General features: G+C 57.4%; 14 protein-coding genes. 2 read left to right on the forward strand and 12 right to left on the reverse strand.

The window, feature by feature from the left end; genetic code table 11:
- The first annotated feature begins 218 nt into the window (after nucleotides 1-218).
- On the forward strand, nucleotides 219-2675 hold the full coding sequence (locus VEV40_RS03535) for an ATP-dependent Clp protease ATP-binding subunit (RefSeq protein ID WP_324830206.1): 2457 nt from the start codon (nucleotides 219-221) through the stop codon (nucleotides 2673-2675).
- A 229-nt stretch (nucleotides 2676-2904) separates the two neighbouring features.
- On the forward strand, nucleotides 2905-3051 hold the full coding sequence (locus VEV40_RS03540) for a hypothetical protein (protein ID WP_324830208.1): 147 nt from the start codon (nucleotides 2905-2907) through the stop codon (nucleotides 3049-3051).
- Here VEV40_RS03540 and VEV40_RS03545 read toward each other — a convergent pair.
- The 12 genes from VEV40_RS03545 to VEV40_RS03600 form a co-directional block, all read right to left on the reverse strand.
- A complete protein-coding gene (locus VEV40_RS03545) occupies nucleotides 3048-3809 on the reverse strand; it encodes a response regulator (RefSeq protein WP_324830211.1) in 762 nt (253 codons plus the stop codon). The genes VEV40_RS03540 and VEV40_RS03545 overlap by 4 nt on opposite strands.
- Nucleotides 3810-4115: 306 nt before the next feature.
- The gene (locus tag VEV40_RS03550; RefSeq protein ID WP_324830213.1) at nucleotides 4116-4586 is read right to left on the reverse strand and encodes a hypothetical protein; all 471 of its coding nucleotides are present in this window, start codon (nucleotides 4584-4586) and stop codon (nucleotides 4116-4118) included.
- A gap of 147 nt (nucleotides 4587-4733) precedes the next feature.
- Nucleotides 4734-5108 (reverse strand): hypothetical protein, encoded by a 375-nt coding sequence (locus VEV40_RS03555; RefSeq protein ID WP_324830215.1) that lies wholly within the window; start codon nucleotides 5106-5108, stop codon nucleotides 4734-4736.
- 10 nt (nucleotides 5109-5118) lie between these two features.
- Nucleotides 5119-6339 carry a PAAR domain-containing protein gene (locus VEV40_RS03560; RefSeq protein WP_324830216.1) on the reverse strand — a complete coding sequence of 407 codons (1221 nt, stop codon included), beginning with the start codon at nucleotides 6337-6339 and terminating at the stop codon, nucleotides 5119-5121.
- A 6-nt stretch (nucleotides 6340-6345) separates the two neighbouring features.
- Nucleotides 6346-9363, reverse strand: a complete 3018-nt coding sequence (locus VEV40_RS03565; RefSeq protein WP_324830217.1) for a type VI secretion system Vgr family protein — start codon at nucleotides 9361-9363, stop codon at nucleotides 6346-6348.
- A 182-nt stretch (nucleotides 9364-9545) separates the two neighbouring features.
- Nucleotides 9546-12209 carry a type VI secretion system ATPase TssH gene (tssH, locus tag VEV40_RS03570; RefSeq protein ID WP_324830218.1) on the reverse strand — a complete coding sequence of 888 codons (2664 nt, stop codon included), beginning with the start codon at nucleotides 12207-12209 and terminating at the stop codon, nucleotides 9546-9548.
- Nucleotides 12210-12241: 32 nt separating this feature from the next.
- Nucleotides 12242-13309 (reverse strand): type VI secretion system baseplate subunit TssG, encoded by a 1068-nt coding sequence (tssG, locus tag VEV40_RS03575; RefSeq protein ID WP_324830220.1) that lies wholly within the window; start codon nucleotides 13307-13309, stop codon nucleotides 12242-12244.
- Complete coding sequence (gene tssF, locus VEV40_RS03580) at nucleotides 13273-15114, reverse strand: type VI secretion system baseplate subunit TssF (protein WP_324830221.1); 1842 nt, start codon at nucleotides 15112-15114, stop codon at nucleotides 13273-13275. The genes tssG and tssF overlap by 37 nt, the downstream gene beginning before the upstream one ends.
- Nucleotides 15115-15118: 4 nt before the next feature.
- A complete protein-coding gene (tssE, locus tag VEV40_RS03585; protein ID WP_324830222.1) occupies nucleotides 15119-15583 on the reverse strand; it encodes a type VI secretion system baseplate subunit TssE in 465 nt (154 codons plus the stop codon).
- Between the two features lie 20 nt (nucleotides 15584-15603).
- Nucleotides 15604-17007: a type VI secretion system protein TssA gene (gene tssA, locus VEV40_RS03590; protein ID WP_324830224.1), complete on the reverse strand. Its 1404-nt coding sequence runs from the start codon at nucleotides 17005-17007 to the stop codon at nucleotides 15604-15606.
- Nucleotides 16994-17731, reverse strand: a complete 738-nt coding sequence (locus VEV40_RS03595; protein WP_324830225.1) for a type VI secretion system accessory protein TagJ — start codon at nucleotides 17729-17731, stop codon at nucleotides 16994-16996. Before VEV40_RS03595 ends, tssA begins: the two co-directional genes overlap by 14 nt.
- 10 nt (nucleotides 17732-17741) lie before the next feature.
- A complete protein-coding gene (locus tag VEV40_RS03600; protein ID WP_324830226.1) occupies nucleotides 17742-18218 on the reverse strand; it encodes a type VI secretion system tube protein Hcp in 477 nt (158 codons plus the stop codon).
- Nucleotides 18219-18257: the final 39 nt, after the last annotated feature.

An 18257-nucleotide genomic window follows, 5' to 3' on the forward strand; every position in this document is an offset into this window, starting at 1 on the left:
GGATTGCGCGGTTTTCGCAGGCAGGGGTGCAAAAAGCGGGATGGATGCAGTGAGCACCCAGACCAAAGGCCGCTTTCAACCAGCATGGTTTTGATTGGGTTGAAGGAGGCGGTAAGAAATGAAGACGTTTTTGCAGGCTGGGAGCAAACCCTGAATAAGAAGGGTTTGGACTAAAAGGTCTGAAGCTCGACAGCGGCGGCGCTCTTCTTAGGGGGAACATGTTCGAGCGCTACACGGAAAAAGCACGTCGCGTCATATTTTTTGCACGGTATGAAGCCAGCCAGTTCGGCTCGCCGTACATCGAGACCGAGCATTTATTGCTCGGGCTTTTGCGTGAGGACAAGGCGTTGACCAACCGCTTTCTGCGGTCGCACGCGTCCGTTGAATCCATTAGAAAGCAGATTGAAGGGCATACAACCATCCGGGAGAAGGTTTCAACTTCGGTTGATCTTCCTCTTTCTAACGAGTGCAAGCGGGTTCTCGCCTATGCAGCGGAAGAAGCCGAGCGGCTTTCGCACAAGCACATCGGCACTGAGCATTTACTGCTTGGGCTGCTGCGTGAGGAGAAGTGCTTCGCGGCTGAAATCCTGCACGAGCGCGGGTTGAAACTGGTCGCCATCCGCGAAGAACTTGCGCGCTCTACGCAGGAGAAGGCCCCAGCGCAGCAGCGCAACCGCGAGTCGAGCCTGCTGGCTGAGTTCTCGCGCGATCTGACACAAGCGGCGATGGACAACCAGCTAGATCCGCTCGTCGGACGTGACGCCGAGCTGGAGCGCGTTGTGCAGATTCTGTGCCGGCGCACCAAGAACAACCCAGTGCTGATTGGTGAGCCTGGCGTGGGCAAAACAGCCATCGTCGAAGGACTGGCGCAGCGCATTGCCGACGGTGATGTGCCCAGCTTCCTCTCTGACAAACGGGTGCTGGCGCTCGATCTCTCGCTGATTGTTGCCGGCACGAAATATCGTGGCCAGTTTGAAGAGCGGCTGAAGACCATCATGAAGGAGTTGATGGAGAACCAGAACTCCATCATCTTCATCGATGAGCTGCATACTCTGGTTGGCGCGGGATCGGCGGAGGGTTCACTCGATGCTGCCAACATCCTCAAGCCGGCGCTTTCACGCGGCGAGATTCAGTGCATTGGCGCGACGACTCCGGGTGAATATCGCAAGTCCATCGAGAAAGACCGGTCGCTGGAACGGCGCTTTCAGGCGGTGAAAGTCCCGCCGCCCAACGAAGAGGATGCAATCAAGATCATCATGGGCATCAAGGACCGCTATGAGAAATTTCATGCGGTCAGCTATACCGATGAATCGATCCAGTTCGCCGTGTCGCACTCGAACCGGTACATTCCCGACCGCTTCCTGCCCGATAAGGCGATTGACCTGATCGACGAGGCGGGCGCGAGGGTGAAGCTGCGCCAGACTTCCCTGCCCGAAGAAATCACCGAGGTCCACAAGCGGATCAAGTTCATCGTGCACAGGATGGACTCGGCCATTGCGAATCACGAATTCGAGAAGGCCCGGTTCTATTCGGATGAAGAGCGCAAGGAACGCGAGAACCTGCGCGGCCTGCGCGACAAGTATCATCTGGATGACTCGGCCGCAGGCATCGTCTCGCGCGAAGACATCGAAGACGTAGTCAGCCGCTGGACCGGCGTTCCGATTACCTCGATCAAGGAAGAAGAGACGCAGAAGCTGCTGCGTGTGGAAGAAGAGCTGCACAAGCGCGTCATTTCGCAGGACAAGGCCATCTCGGCTCTTGCCCGCGCGATTCGACGTTCGCGCGCTGGACTCAAATCTCCGCATCGTCCTATTGGATCGTTCCTCTTCCTCGGGCCGACGGGTGTTGGCAAGACGGAGATGGCGCGCACGCTGGCGCAGTTCCTCTTCGGCTCGGAAAAGGCCCTGATTCGCTTCGACATGTCGGAGTTCATGGAGAAGCACTCTGTTTCCAAACTGATTGGCTCGCCTCCGGGATATGTAGGCTATGAGGAGGGCGGACAGCTTACGGAGCGCGTGAAGCGCTCGCCATACTCGGTTGTGCTGCTTGACGAGATCGAGAAGGCGCATCCAGATGTCTTCAACATCCTGTTGCAAGTGTTCGAGGACGGTCAGTTGACGGACGGCCTGGGCAACACGGTCGACTTCAAGAACACGATCATCATCATGACTTCGAACATCGGCGCCCGGCACCTGCAGAAGAAGCAGGGGCTTGGGTTCCAAAGCGAGCGCGAAGACCTGGTGGCCGAGAAGGTCGAAGAACTGGTAAAGAACGAGGTAAAACGGACGTTCAATCCGGAATTCCTCAACCGTCTCGACGAGATCATCATCTTCCAGGCCTTGTCCGACGCCGATTTGATCCAGATCCTTGAACTGCTTGTGCAGCAGCTCAACGTGAACCTGGCGCAGAAGGCGATCACCATCTCTGTCATCGAGGAGGCCAAGAAATGGATCCTCGAAAAGACGCTGGTGGACCGCACCTATGGGGCGCGTCCGCTGCGCCGCGCATTGCAGCGCTACGTGGAAGATCCGCTGTCGGAAGCGCTGATTGCCGGACACATTCTTGACAGGCCTGCGTTCCTGGAGGTCTATCTTGAAAACAACCAACTGTTCTATCGGCCGGTTGGCAAGGAAGGCGACCTCAAGACGGAGGGCGTGCTGCTTTACAGTAACTAGCGTGGATGCCCCAGATCTCGTAGAGGACCTGGGGCGTCCAGCCCAAATGCAAAACCCGCCGAAAGCGGCGGGTTTTTCTATCCCTAAAACTTGTTGTTTCTGTGAAACGCTGCCCTTCCGAAATGCACAAGATTACGTGCGTTGCGGAAAGCGCCGGCTGCCTGGCTGGCGTAGGACCTTCGGCTAACCCCGCTTCGCCCTTCGATTTTCCTTCGAGGAGCTGGTTTTTATGATCGTTGTACTTTCGTTGCTGTTTGTAGCTTTCCTGTTCGGCATCTGGATGGGCATGTGCTTCTATCGCCGGGTTACGATCAAGAACACGGCCAGTATTCCCATTGTGCGCCGCTATACCGGATCGCGTACTGAGACTCTCTAGTTAGCCAGACGTCTCTCAATATCCAGGACTTTCTGGTCGAGTTGCGCCAGTTTTGCGTCCACGTTCGCTCTTAGATCCTCTGTCAGAAGATTGTGCTCATCGACCTGGAGCCGGACTGATTGGGCCGTTTGCCGCAATTTCTGGACGAGATTTTCCGCCCTGACCCGCTGACCGTTACGGAGCTCAGTTTCTGCAACCGCGCAGAAAGTAAAACAGAGCGAGAGCCTCAGTTCCGCCAGTTGCAGGCATATATTCACTGCCTGCTGGGGCATAGCAGAACTTTCACTTCCAATGCTGGCGTCCCCTATCACATCGGTGTAACTCGTAACTGCCTGAGGGATTTCCAGTTCCTTCATATTCTCCGTGAGTGCTGGACTGATGGAGAGCATGTTTGCCGCGGCTTCGAGCAGAAGGGCCGGGGGCACCGGTTTCGTCAAAATGTCGAAAACATGGCCTTTTTTCGCGGCCTCTTCCGCAACCTGAGCGGTGCCGGGATGACCGGAAAAGAGAAGGAACTGGCAAGACGGATAATTTGATTTCATGACGATGGCCAGATCTATGCCATTCATCTGGGGTAGCATGACATCTAAAATTGCCAGATCAGGCTGCCATTGGGCAATCACATCGATGGCTTGTTCTGCCGAATACGTCACCCATACCTCATAACCGCGAGACGAAAATATCTGGCCCAGAGAATCTGAGATTTGCTGTTCATCATCCACTATCAGGACTTTAGAAGGTCTGACCACGCCCGGCATAAATACTCACTTTGTAGGAGATGAAACGGAGCAGAGCCAAGGCGTCCCCACGATTAAATAAATGACTGAATAGTTTTGACATGATTCGCTTCTCGTGTCCGCAGGGCCTAAGCCGGGCGTGAAAACGTTTTACTAACTTGATGCGGAGGATTACGAGCAGGTTTTCTGCTGAAAGCAAGCTTTCGCAGATCTGGGTGCATTACATTGACATTTGTGGTCTCCCACCCTTCGCTTACGGCACGAAAGGTGAAAAAGCAGGTCCTTCCGCTTCACTGCGTTCAGCTTCAGGATGATATTTCACTGGGATTATGCAATTGGCTGGATACGGAGAAGTTTCATGAATTGCTCGAAGTCGGGACGTACTTTAAGTAGTTCAGTCTCGGTTGTGGTTAGCGTGGCGATGCCGATCCATTTGCCTGAACGCATATAGTGCTGGACCTGGATAACGCTTATGTTGTTCATGGGCTGGTGTTTAAGCATCAACAGGCCGCTTTCATCGGCGCCTTCAAACTGTAATGGAGCGGGTCCGGCAATGGTCGGGTCGAGGAAGGTGCGCTTCATTAGCGTGATTTGGGCCTGAATGTAGAGGATGAGCTTATCGCCTCCAAGCATCTCATCTTCTTTTAGATATACATTGCTTGGAACAGTACCTTCGCCCATCTTCTGGATGCCGAAGTCAGGAATCCACGTCCAGCCAAAGGGGATGGCGGGAATGATCCAGCGCCCGATACGGGCTGCGTTGGACTGGCTGGCGGTTTGTTGCGGATAGGACGACATTTTGTTTCAAATCAACGAGTTTTGTGAATCTCTTTGAATGCTGCAAATCCAGGTCTTTTTAAGACCTGGGGACCCTGTTCACCTCTTTACCCACCCTATCTCCACGAAATACGGAGGAGATAGGATGGGGCACCCTTTCGTGCGAACTCAAACAACACCGGCGGATTCGCAGACCTGCCAAGCCGCAAAGACCACAAGGCGACGCCTGTCTTCGTATTGCGTCGCCAACTCTTCACCTGCAAAACCCAGAGAATAACCATCTGTTTCGCGCGCCAGATAGCGCGATTTGAGCGCGAGATCCACGAGCGGCTCCTGATCGCCGATAGCATGGTGTGCCATTGCAATCTGCGCGGCTGTAAGACGGTTTTCGAGAAGCGGCAGCATGTCTTTTTTCCATCCCGAAGACTGTGGCGCATTGCCTGCGGCGCCAAGGGCCGAGCGCACCGTCGAAATGAGTCCCTTCAGCGCGTTGAGATAACGCTCCGCGACCGGCTGAGGGATGGTCTGTGTGACGGTTACCATGCTTTAGGGCCTAACTCTTTTTGGGCGCAGCGAATGTCTGCATCGCCTGATTGGCTGCGGCGCCGGCTGACGTGTACACCTGCGCGGCTTGCTGTTGGGCTTGATTCATTCCCTGCTGCGCGGTTTGTTGCGCCTGACTGGCAGCCTGCTTCGCCTGATTTATTCCCTGTTGCGCCTGCTGCTGGGCCTGTTGCAATGCCTGCTTTGCCTGTTGCTGCGCCTGATTGAACTGGTTCTGCGCCTGTTGGAGGGCAGCCGCACCCTTTTGTTGCACCTGCTGGACTTGCTGCTGCGCCTGTTGGACGGCCTGCTGTGCAGCGGCTTTTCCCTGGGTGGCGGCCTGCTGAACTTGCTGTTGTGCCTGCTGGACGGCTTGCTGGGCCGCCTGCATTTGTTGCTGGGTCTGTTGTTGCAATTGCTGCAGATTCTGTTGCGCTTCTTTTGCGACCTGCTGCGCTGCCTGTTGCGCTTGTGAAACTGTCTGCGTTACAGCGGTTGCCGCCTGGCCCGCCCATGCCTTCATTCCATCGGGAGCAGTAACGGTCAGGACTTTGACCAGATCGTTCGCGTCATTGGTGATTTCGGGCGGAACGGCAGACCAGAAGCTGGGAGCGCTGTCCGCGGCGGAACTGGCTGCGGCAAAGAGTTGCGTTCCCTGCGGCAGCGTGACCGGGGCGACGCTCTGAAACGTAGAGGTCACTTCGGGCGGCAGATCAGGAAAGCCCGGAGACTGCAGCTGAATAGGCGGAAGACTGCTCAAGGGAGCTGTGGTTTGCGTAGCAACGGTTCCGTCTGATTGCATGGTGGCCTGTGTTGATGCTGCCGCAGCAGCCGGACTCTGCGTAGGAACCGATGCTCCCATCGCCGCGATGCCGCCCGAAGCCCCTGCGGCTCCTCCTCCTCCTGCCCCGCCGCCGCCGCCACCTCCTCCTCCAGAGGCAGACATGCCGACGAGAACAGTCATCGCACCCATGACACAAACATCGGGCGGACCGACGCAGACGAGCTGGTCGGTGACGCGGGACTGGGGCATGAATCCCGTGAGGACGGTCATCGCGCCGAGGATGAACGGTCCACCAACGTGCGGGACGATTCCGGTGACCATGGGACATACGTGCATGTCGCCGATGCGCGAGGCCGGCATGAAGTTGATCATGACCGTGGGAAATCCCATGACGACGTTGCCGCCGTGCGCGGTCATGCTAGTGATGGTTGCAGCAGGCATTCCCATGGCTGACTAAAATCCTTTCATCGCCTGGCCGATGGCCTGCTGGGCAGATTGCTGGGCCTGGTTTGCCGCCTGTTGTGCTTGTTGCGTGGCCTGACTTGCTGCTCCCTGGACTTGCGAGGCAGCCTGCTGTGCCTGTTGTTGTGCCTGCTGCGCAGCGGCTTGCGCTTGCTTTGCCGCCGCCTGCGCCTGCTGGGCAGCTTGTTGTGCTTGTTGCTGGGCCTGTTGGGCTGCCTGCTGTCCTTGCTGCACGGCCTGACTTGCCTGTTGTTGCGCTTGCTGCGCAGCGGCCTGTGCCTGTTTTTCGGCGGCCTGGGCAGCCTGCTGTGCCTGTTGTTCAGCTTGTTGCGCTTGCTGCTGGGCTTGTTGGGCAGCGGCCTGTGCCTGTTGTTCCACTTGTTGTGCTTGCTGTTGGGCCTGTTGGACGGCGGCGGCGGCCTGCTGCGCAGTTTGCTGTGCAGCCGCCTGCGCCTGGTTCAGAGCTTGCTGCGCGGCGGCTTGTCCCTGTGCAGCCGCCTGACTCACCTGTTGCTGGGCAGCCTGCACGGCTTGATTAGCCTGCCCGTATGCCGCCCGCGCTTCCTGCGTCACCTGATTGACGGCTTGTTGTGCCTGCTGCTGCGCCTGATTCGCTGCGGTTTGGGCTGCCTGCGCGAACTGTTGCGCATCGTTTGCGGCAGACTGGGCTGCTTGTGCTGCCTGCTGTGTCGCCTGTTGCGCGGCGTAGGATGCAGCTGCCGCGGCAGCTGCGGCTGGTGGAGCAGCCGGTGGGGTAGAGGAAGCGGGGCTACTGCTGGCGCTACCAGTGGTGGCCTTAGGAGTAGTGGTGGAAGAACCGGCTGCGGCGGTTGCCGCCTGCGATGGCGGAGCGTCACCGGGAAAGGTTGGAGCCGTTGGAGCGGTGGGTGAAGTAGGAGATTGCGGAGACTGCGTGCTGGCGGACTGCGCCGACATGGCCGCACCGCCGCTGTTGATGTTGACGAGGATGCCCTGAATCATGACGCCGGCAGGAGTGAGGTTGACGAAGTTGCCGCCGCAGGTGAGGCTCACGCCCATCGGGGCGTCGATGACGATCGACATTCCGGCTTTGATGTTGATCATCATGCCGGAATCGATGTTGTACATCATGCCGATTTTGTGGTTCTCGTTAACGCCGACATCGAGAGAATAATTCGCGCCAACTTTTTCCGTCAGGTTGGCTCCGACACTTGTGTCGGAATTGGCGCCAATCTTGATGGCGGAGTTTGAGCCGATATCTTCGCCATGGTTGGAGCTTAACTTGATCGTGTGGTTGCCCTTGAGAGTCTGGCTAAGGTCACCGTCGATTTCTTCGTTGCGCTTCCCTTTCACCAGCGAGTGGGAATCGCCATCGGTTTCCATGAAGTGATTGGAAGTGATCTTTTCATGCTGCTCATTGCCAATGAGCGTGTGATGATCGTGCTCGACGTGCAGGTCGTAGTCGCGCTCGGCGTTCATGAAGACCTGTTCTTTACCGTCGAGATCTTCAAAGCGGAGTTCGTTGGCGTTGGCCGCGCCCCCACCTTTAGAACTGCGCGTCAGAATGCCGGAGAGCGTGTACTGGCCAGCCGGATCGTACTTCGGCATGTTGACACCGTTGTAGACGGAGCCGACGACGATAGGCTGGTCGGGGTCGCCCTCGATGAAGTCGATGAGGACTTCGTCATCGACGCGCGGCCAGTAGTATGTGCCCCAGCCCTTGCCTGCCCATGATTGCGCAACACGCAGCCAGGTATTGTCAGGCGTGTTGGCCTTGCGTAGACGGTCCCAGAAGAACTGCACGTTGACGCGACCGTATTTGTCCATGTGCGAATCTTCACCGGAGGGCACGACAACCTGGCCGGTCTGCATGCCATTGACGACAGGCTTGTGCGTTCTTCTTGGCGGACGGTAAAGCGTGGCGAATGGAATCGCCGTAAATGAGTTGCTGTAAGGCGGCGTGTTTGTCGTGCCACGCGCGCGATAAGGCGGCGACTGGCGCACGCTGTGCTCGATCCGGGTGAGTAGATATTTTGTATTGACGGCCGACTGCGGATATTCAGTCAACGTGAAATTGAAGCCGGTCTGCATGGCAATAGCATTGGATATGCCTTCGATCACGACGCACTCGGCGTCGCCAGCGTCGCGGCGCATGGTCTGGAAGAAATTGGAGAGGTCGGCGATGGTCGAGTCCGATCCAGCTCCCTTGAGATAAGACCCGGCGCTATCGGCGTAATCATATTGCTCATTGCTGTTTGCTCCCAGCGGGCCGGCGGTCTGCGTACTGGCCAGCGGATCGGGAAGGGTTTTATAGCGGATAAAGCTGTAGTCCCATGCGGTGTATTTTCCTGTAACCATGCCGGTGCGGGAGCGCAGGGTGCTGATTACAAAGTCGTAGAATCCCGCGCTCTTGTCGCCTTCGGGCGAGTACATAAAGGAATTCTGGATGGGGCAGGCGCTGAGCTTGGTGGAAGTATCCTGCAGGGTAAAAGTGTGGTCATCCTTGGCATGTTGAAAGTAATAGAAGATGCCGTGCTGCTCCATCAGGCGTGAGATGAAGGCGAAGTCAGTTTCGCGGTACTGTGTGCAGTACTCCATAGGAGTGTACGTACCAGAGGTCTGAATGGATGGGCTGATGTTGTATGGCGAGAGGACGGACTGGATAACATCGGTGACGGTCTTGTTCTGGAAGACGCGAGTGTTGAGATTGAGCGTGAGCAGCCAGATATTGGGGACGATATACGCGCGGTAGTTGTTGTACTCGTCATCGCCACCGCAGAATTCAAAGCTGGCGACGATGCCGTTGATGTAGCGCTCAGTCCCGCTATCGTCGGCGAGAATACCAACCGTGACTTTTGTGCCGATAATGCTCTTCGGGTCGATGGATGTGTTTACGTCCGCAACCAGTTCGACCTGGTAGTAGAAGAGCTCGGAAATGCCTTCGACTCCGGCGAGAAACTCCGGTAGAAGCACGTCCGACCCTAGCGTGCTCGTGAAGTTAAGAATCCGGTCTGCTTGTATTGATGCCATACGCGTTCGCCACTACTTTCATTTGGTTGACGAGCGGCCGCAAACGTTTCACGGCCGCTCGAGGCCCAGAGCTATTCACATCGGTATCGGTCCGGCGAAACCGGGGCTAAAGCCATGGATTTTCGCAAGTTTTCACCAGGCTAAAGCCCGGTTCTTCTACCGAAAAACCGCTTGAACATGCTTTACCACTCATATGTAAAGCGCCCTTCGGGAGATACGCCGACAGTCACTCTTTCCGTCAGCGTTTCTTCCGCCATGCGCGCCAGGACTTCGCGGGAAATCTCCGGCAGCATGGTGTTGGTGAGGATGTTGTCGACGTTGCGCGCGCCGCTTTCGACTTCCGTGCAACGCTTGGCCACTTCTTCGAGCACCGTGTCGTCGTAGACGAGCGCGATCTTGTGCGTCTCCTGCAAGCGGCGCTGGATCTTGCCGAGTTTGAGCCGGATGATCTGCTTCAGCGCTTCATCGCGCACCGGGAAATAGGGGATAACCATCATGCGTCCAAGGAACGCGGGCTTGAAGATTTTGTTCAGCTCGGGCTTGATGGCGGCGAGCAGGCCTTCGTGATCAGGCATCGTTTCCTTGTCAGCAGTGAGCTTGGCCAGCGTGTCTGTGGCGGCGTTGCTGGTGAGGATAATGACGGTGTTCTTGAAGTTGATGGAGCGGCCTTCGCCGTCTTCCATATTGCCCTTGTCGAAGACCTGGTAGAAAAGCTCAAGCACGTCAGGATGGGCCTTTTCTACTTCGTCGAGCAGGACGACCGCATACGGGCGGCGACGGACAGCTTCCGTCAAAACTCCACCTTCGCCGTAGCCAACGTATCCCGGAGGCGAGCCTTTTAGAGACGAGACAGTATGCGCTTCCTGGAACTCCGACATATTGATGGTGATGAGGTTGCGCTCACCTCCGTAAAGCAGGTCGGAGAGGGCCAGAGCGGTTTCCGTCTTGCCGACGCCGCTGGGTCCGACGAGCATGAAGACGCCGACCGGCTTGCCGGGATCGTCAAGATTGGCGCGGGAGGTGATGATGCGCTGGGCGATGGCGGCAAGGCCATGGTCCTGGCCGATGACGCGCTTCTTGAGTTGCTGGTCGAGCTCGAGGACGGAGGTGATTTCATCCTTGACCATCTTGCCGATGGGAATGCCGGTCCAGGCGGAAATGACCTCGCCGACGATCTGTTCGTCAACGCAGACGTGCATAAGCGGGTTTTCACCCTGCACTTTTTCGAGCTCAGCTTCGAGGGCTTGCAGAGCTTCGAGAGTCGGCTTTACTTCAGGCTTGCCGTCGCCTTCTGCTTTCACAGTTTCCGCACCGGATTCGAGAGCTTCACGCATGGCGCGAATGCGGCTGACGAGATCAACTTCCTTCTGCCACTGTTCGGTCAGCTTAGCCAGAGAGGCTTCAGTGGTTTTGAGTTTGTCTTCGATCAACTGCAGGCGCTCGGCATGATCTTCGCCAACGGTGGTTTCGCGCTCGAGAATCTGCTTCTGCACTTTGAGATCGTCGATACTGCGGGTTGCGTCTTCGACGGCAGGCGGGATGGTGGTCTGTCCCAGAGCGAGGCGCGCGCAGGCTGTATCAAGTACGCTGACTGCCTTGTCTGGCAGCTGGCGTCCGGCGAGATAGCGGTGCGAAAGCTTCACGGTTGAGGTGACGGCCTGGTCGAGGATGCGGAGGTTGTGGTGCTTTTCCATGGCCGCAATGATGCCGCGCAGCATGGTGGCGCACTGGTCTTCGTCCGGTTCTTCGACTTTGACGACCTGGAAGCGGCGGGCGAGGGCCGCGTCCTTCTCGAAGAACTTCTTGTACTCCGACCATGTGGTGGCCGCGATGGTGCGCAACTCGCCGCGCGCGAGTGCAGGCTTGAGCAGGTTGGCGGCGTCGTTCTGTCCAGCCTGACCGCCCGCGCCAATCATGGTGTGGGCTTCATCGATGAACAGGATGATGGGATGCGGCGATGACTTGACTTCGTTGATGAGTCCTTTGAGACGGTTCTCAAATTCCCCTTTGACGCCTGCTCCGGCTTGCAGCAGAGCAAGGTCAAGGCTGTGCAACTGGATATTGCGCAGCGCCGGCGGCACATCGCCCTGGCTTACGCGCAAGGCGAAACCTTCAACGACGGCGGTTTTACCTACTCCTGCTTCGCCGGTGAGGATGGGGTTGTTCTGACGGCGGCGCATGAGGATATCGACAACCTGGCGAATCTCGGCATCGCGCCCGAGTACGGGATCAATCTTGCCAGCTTTGGCTTTGGCGGTAAGGTTTTCGGTGTATTGGTCGAGATGCTGCGTTTTGCCGGAACCGGCCGGACGCGGCGCGCCATCGCCCGCGGTTGCTCCTGCGGGAGCGGCGGCGCTGGCTGCGGAGTGCTCTTCGCGCGACTTGGCGGTGACGGTGAAGAAGTCGTTGCGCAGCGCTTCAGCGGGAATCAGTTGCAGTTCCTTGCTGACATCGCGGACAAGACGGCCAAGCTCGTCATTCTGCAGAAGCGCCATGAGCGTGAAGCCGGTGCGAATCTGGTTGGCGTCGTATTCGATGGTGGCGATGGTCCAAGCTTCGGTCAGCATCTTGACCAACTGCGGGCTGAAGGCTGGGCTGCGAGCATTGCCGGTCTTCAGGCGGTCGAGGCTGCGCTCGAGTTCGCGCGTGAGACGCGATTTATCGACGCCGTATTGCTTGAGGATGAAGGCGACGTCGTTGTCGGAGCTGTCGATGACCTTCATCAGGTAGTGTTCCACTTCAATGTCGTAGTGCGTGCGCGAGACGCAGAGACCGGCGGCAGCTTCAAAGGCGCTGCGAGTCGCGTCATCCAGTTTGTTGATCAGTGATTTCAGGTTCAGGCTCATCTTTCTTACTCCCCCGATGAAATGAAAAGCGGTTAAGACAACTTGTATGTGGCCTCGTCCGGATCGCGGTTGAGCGGACGGTTTTTGATCCAGCTCACCAGCCCCAGGCGCGATGAGCCGGGACCGGCAATGCCAAGCTCCATACCGGGTGCTTCCTCGCGCTTGAGAACAAGCTGGACGATGAAATCGAATTCGCGGCTGGCATAAAAACGCAGCCAGGAGCGCAGGTCGCGGTGCGCGTCGCCGCCGGGCAGGAACTGCTGATAGCGCTCGAACCTCATGGGGCCGAGACGGATGGTGACCGTGCCGTGTTGGTCCCATACCTCGTCGCCAACAATGGTGCCCATGCCAAGGCGCTCGCAGAAGAGTCCAGCGTCGCGCAGGAAAGACTGGTTTTCGGGAGGAAGGCGGTTCCATGTCCCGGTGAACTGATGAATCTCGACCGGGACAGCGAAGTAATCTTCGAGCAGTTGCTTGAGGCCCTGGGCAGTGGGACGGCGGTGCGCGAGCAGGCCAGTGTAGTAGAGGCAGGCGGCGTCGGAGATGTCCATCCGCCGCTGGAGACCCTTGGTGCCCAGTCCGATGAGATCGAGAAGCCGCGTGCTGATGACGTCGTCGCCCGCGCCGGTGCGCTCGTATGCGACATAGAAACGGTACTTCTGCCATGCGCGATAGAAAAGCGAGATGATGCGATGGTTGAAGAGATCGAAGAAGTCTCCGGGGCCACGGTCTTTGGCCTTTGCACGCTCCTGCAGGAAGTCTGTGTAGACATGCGGCAATGCGCCGATTGCGGCGCAAAGTCCCATAAAGTTGACGGACATCTTCATCTGGCTGTCTTTGCCTTTTTCTAGTCCCTGGAGTTCACTCGCCGGGAAGGCAAATGTTGGCACCGATGAGAAGCGCACGACTTCCGAGCCGGGAGCAACGAACAGGCCGACGGGACGGCGCTCCGGATAGAGACGCTCAAGCAGGCGCACGGCCTGGAAGAACTGGACACTGTAGGGGTCGCGTTCCAGCAGATCAGCGAGACGCTGAAACTCAGGCGCAGTCTTCAGCTCGATGTTCAGAGTAGCGGTTTGTTCCCTGCTCTGGGTGGCCATTCGCCAAGCATCTCCTTTCTCTGATTGGTGCGCGCCGCCAACTGGCAGAAGCTGTTGATGGAGGTGTAGTTCCCAAGGAAGCGGTCGAGGACATTAGCAAAAAGATATACGCCGCCGCCGACAAACTGACGCTCGTCGAAGTCTACTTCGAGCCTCATGCCGCGCGCGGGAATATTTCCGAAGCCGGACTGCATGATGGCGAAGTGCGGGCGCGAAGACAAGGCGGTAATACCGCCAATCTGGTTTTCCAGATACGACGAGTCAGTGAAGTTGTGCAGCCGCAGGATTTCCTGAAACGACGTTACGCCTTCTTCCGCCAGCGACAGATAGTTGAGCGAAAGCTGCGAGACCAGCCGCCAGAGCTGGCCTTTCGCATCCGGCGGGTCGTAGCTGGGTGTCGGGCGGCGCAGCGCGATGATCCTCTGTATTGCCGGGAAATCCTCTGCCGAGAAATCGCCTTCTTCAAGTCCGAAGGGCAGACGCGACGGCAGATCGAAATTCGAGCAGGTAGTGCGAACGGTGAGCACTTCGGCGTCGGGATGCGTAACTTGTCCATCTACGTCGACGAGCGAGATGTGCATCGTGGAAGGCTCGCGCTCGCCTAGAACATTCTGGCGGCGCATGGAATGCCAATACGTGCGTCCGGTAGCCCTGCGACCCTCGAAACGATAGGCATACAGCGGATCAAGCTCAATGCTCTCGCGGCGGCTGGTGTTCGAGGCCATCACGTCTTCAATGGCGAAAATCTCGGTGGTCTCCTGATGGCGCACGTCGGGAATGATGGGATATTCGTGCTTGGTGTGCGTAATCAGGATCGGCTCGGCAGTTTGAGGATAGAGGTTGATAATTGGCGTGCAGCCCAGGCGCAGCGTCCGCGAGGTAACACCCATCTCAAGGTCCTGCTGCCGCTCAGGGCGGTCAAAGCGCGAGAAGTAGAAGAGGATTTCAGCCTGTTCTTTGCAACCTGCTTCATGGATGGCCTCCAGGCCGTCCAACTCAAAGAAGAGAAATTTTTCCGAAAAGGTGAAGTACTCCTGCAGCAGACGATAGCCTTCAAAGGAGCGCCTGGGATATGGCAGGAGCGCTTCGTCTTCTTCAAATCCCATTGGATTTAGCTGCGTAGTTGCGATGGGGACAACTTTTCCGCCGCGCTGCAGCGGGTCGCGCACGAAGATGGCCATGCAGTTCCTGCACAGCAACTCGTAGAGCGTGTGGACGACGTTGGTTTCACCGGTAAGGTGAAACATCAGGTTCTCGACCTGGAGCTTGTCAAAGAAGACATCGCGAGCGCAGTCGAGGCGCATGCGGATGACGCCCGCCGCTCCATGCACGCGAATGGGCTGGGCGAGGCGCTCAGGATGACGCCACTCGCATTCGCCGACAGTAAATGGCCACAGATGCACCGGATATGAGGTGCGGAAGCGGCACGGCAGCCCATCGAAGGTACGCTTGGTGGCAAGCTGCGTTCCGGCGGGAACCTTGAGGCCGGTTGTCTGCTTTCCCTGCTCCGGGTCGAGTTGGCATTCGACAATTGACATCGACGGAATGGGCCGCAGGTAGTGCGGCGAAACGATGCCGAGCAGGGCCGAGGTGATTTCCGGAAAGTCGTCATCGATGCGCAGATGGACACGCGCCGCCATAAAGGCGAAGGCCTCGATCAGGCGCTCGACGTGCGGGTCGTCGCAACGGTCGGGTTCAAGCAGAAGGCGGCTGGCGACGCGCGGGTATTTTTGCGCGAACTGCGCCCCGAGCTGCCGGACGTAAGCAAGCTCGCGCTCATAGTATTCAAGCAGTTCTTCGCGCATCGCCTTATTTCACCTTGTACTCACCGCTGGTGAGCTCGAGCACTGTATCGAAGGAGATTTCTTCGGGGGCCGGGTCCAGCTTCATGCTGCCTTCAATGTGGAAACGGAGACGCCGGTCCGCAACATCGCCTTTTTCGAGGGTGACGCGCACGTCGGTCAGGCGCGGCTCGTAATTTCGCAGGCATGCCTCGACGGAGAGGCGCAGGCGGCGGTTGTCTGATGCTGAGTTCAACCCCATCGCGGAAATATCGGGAAGGCCATAGTTGATGGTGGAGGCTTTTGCCAACTCGTAGCCGGCCAACTCAGGTATAGGAGGCTGGCGGGTATTGAGTAGCCATTCGAGATCGCGCTTCAGGGCTTCTTTAAAATAGCGAAGAGACTGGGCGCGCGTGGCCGGCCAGTCCTCAACCGCCATCAGGCGGTCAAGGACCGATTGCGTGACCAGCGTTTCTGTAGCTGAACGTGCCAAGCCGGCGAACTCCGATCAAATTAGTGTGAAACATTCAGCGCCGCTATGGGGTCGATACGGCAAAGACGTGAGAACAGCTCTTCCCTTCTACCGTCATCATCGGACTCAAGGCATTTGAGCAGCAGCGCCAGGGGTTGCGCTATCAGTTCACCCGCCTCCCATTCTTCCAGCTTGCGCTCGTCAATCTCCTTGACCAGCTCGTCCAACACGCGAATCGCAACTCTTTTCTCGCCGGAATCAACACAAAGCTGGGCGATGTGCAGCCTGCTCTGGAAACGCGCGCGTCCATTGGGTTGCCGCGCAGCATCACGCAAAAGCAGTTGGATGGCCTGCGGCAGTTGTCCCTGGCGAATCATTTCGCGGGCAAGGTCGTCCTGTTCGCCCATTTCGCCCAGTTGGACAACAGCCTGCAGCAAAAAAGTTGCCGGGCTGGAAGGACGCTCTTCCTGAATGAACTGCGCACATTCACGGATGCGGCTGACGGCATCGCTCCAATCCGTTGGCTTGGCGGAAACAAATCCGGCATTTCTCATGGCAAATGCGGAAAGGGCCTTCCCTTTTCCCGCCTGCAAGACAGCCAGCGCGTTGCCGCCTTCTTCTGTCCCCGCTTCGCCATCCGCTCCTGCGACCGCTCCTTCGTCTACTGGATCAGGTTCCAGCTTTCTCTTCTCAGTGAGCAGGCTGTTAACGACCTGATCGACTTCCTGAATCGAAGTGCGCAGCTTGCTGAAGGCTGGTCCCTCGCTGCCGTATTTCTGCTCAGAGAACTCCTGCAGCGTCTCAAGCGTTGTCAAAGTGGATTGCAGAGAGTCATGAAGACCGACGTAAAACGCCTTCGACGTTGCCGCGAAGTCCGCATCGAAATCCTCGCCAGTGGTCTTGCCATCTTCGATGGCCTGCCGACGTGCTTCGCGCTTGCTGTCGCTGGCCTCGACATCAATCTCATAGCCGACGGTGCGCGATTCCTTGTACTGGAAGAAATTCAGCCCCTTTTTAGTGATAGGGGCCTGACGTACGAGGTCGGCAACGCGGTTGGCAGCCCATTCGACCGGCGTAGCGCGCATTCCGACGTCTCCGTCTTCGATGACGGGATAGATCGTGTCCCAGAATTGTTCCTGCAAATCTTGCAGGAGCTTGAAGCAAGGTTCGACAAGAGACAGACCTTCCTTCTTGACATGGGCCTCGGTAAGCCACGCCGCCAGTTGAAGGTCTTTGCTTTTCGTGGCCAGAGCTTCACCGGCCAGCTTAATGACGAGGTTGAAGTCGGCCTTTTTTACCTGGCGTTCCCACGCCCCACTGGGAAGGCTCTCGTCATCTTCGATCCGCGCTTCTTTGATCTGGTCGTAGATCTTTTCGTAGCGGAGGTTGGCCCCGGAAGGATTGTCACCCGGAATCGGATTCAGCAGGTCATCACGAAGTGGCACTTTCAGCCGTCTCCTGAGCTTTGACAGCGTGATGGAAGGTCAGATTGCGCAGCTCAAGGAACGGCACTTCCTCTTCCCCTCGCATCAGCATTTTCTGGCCGTAGGGAACGGCCCCATATTTCTCGTTGTCTTCCCATGCCGTTGCGCGGCCCAGCCTGACAGCATCGTCAGGATGCTTCCAGGAAAGCGGCGCAAGCACAGGAATCAAAATTTCGCCCAGGTCCTGCAGGCGAAAATCTTCAGTGGTGTGGAGAATTGCAGGCGCCCACATCAGGTCACGCAACTTCTTTGGCGCCTGTACCTCGACAGATTCGACATAGGCCAGCGGAATCCAGGTATAGCTGCCGGCGATGAATGCTTCGAGATGCGCGCCGATACGCGGATCAGCATCTTCAAGGGTCGCAAACTCCTCGCCGTTCAATGATCCGGGCGGGGCCGGATGCGTTGTCCCAAGGGGCAGCTCATCTTTGGTGAACATCTCCTGCCGGGTCTTTTCGGCGTGAAGAGCGGCGCGATAAAGCAGAGCTCCGGCGGCTGCTTCCTTGTTTGCATCCGACAAAATGTCGAGCTGCTTGCTGGCGCGGTCGTATTCACCGGCAAAACACAGCAATTCAAACAGAAATGTACGGCGCTTGACGTCGAGCGGCTGTTTTTTCAACTCGTCGCCAAGCGCAGTGATGGCCAGCTGAAGCTGGCCATCGCGGTAATAAGAGAGCCCGTCCATCCAAACCGCCTTACGACTGTTTGTTCTGTTTCGTGCTGTACTTGACTTCGCCGACGCTGGCGACATTGCCCTTCTCGTCCTGCGTGTAGTAGTCAAGGCCGATTTCGTTATAAGTGAAGGAAACGCTGACACTGGGAACTTCAGAAGAAGCCGACATCTGCAGACCGGTAATGAATATCTCCGTGAAGTTTACCTTCAGATAGGGCTTGCCGTCCGCGCCGGACTTGACCGCGCTCAGGGTGCCCTTGGTGATGTGCGTGCCCTTCACGATAGACTTGAACAGCTTAGGCGTTGACTTGTCGAAGAACGTCATCGTGCTGAAGTCCGACAGATCAACTTTACCGGCGCCCGATCCACCGGTCCCGGCAACCGACGAGATGTTGGAAGCTCCCCAGCTCCAGCTCAGAAGCTGAATCTTGTTTTTGAATTTTTCATCCTGAGATTCACCGGGAATCCCATCAAGGTCGAGGAAATAATCTACTGCCATTTCTGGCTCCTTTCATTTGTACTTCGCCGCCACAAGGGC

Origin of the sequence: Alloacidobacterium sp. (genome assembly GCF_035631355.1) — a bacterium.
In the GTDB taxonomy this organism is placed as follows: Bacteria; Acidobacteriota; Terriglobia; order Terriglobales; family Acidobacteriaceae; genus Alloacidobacterium.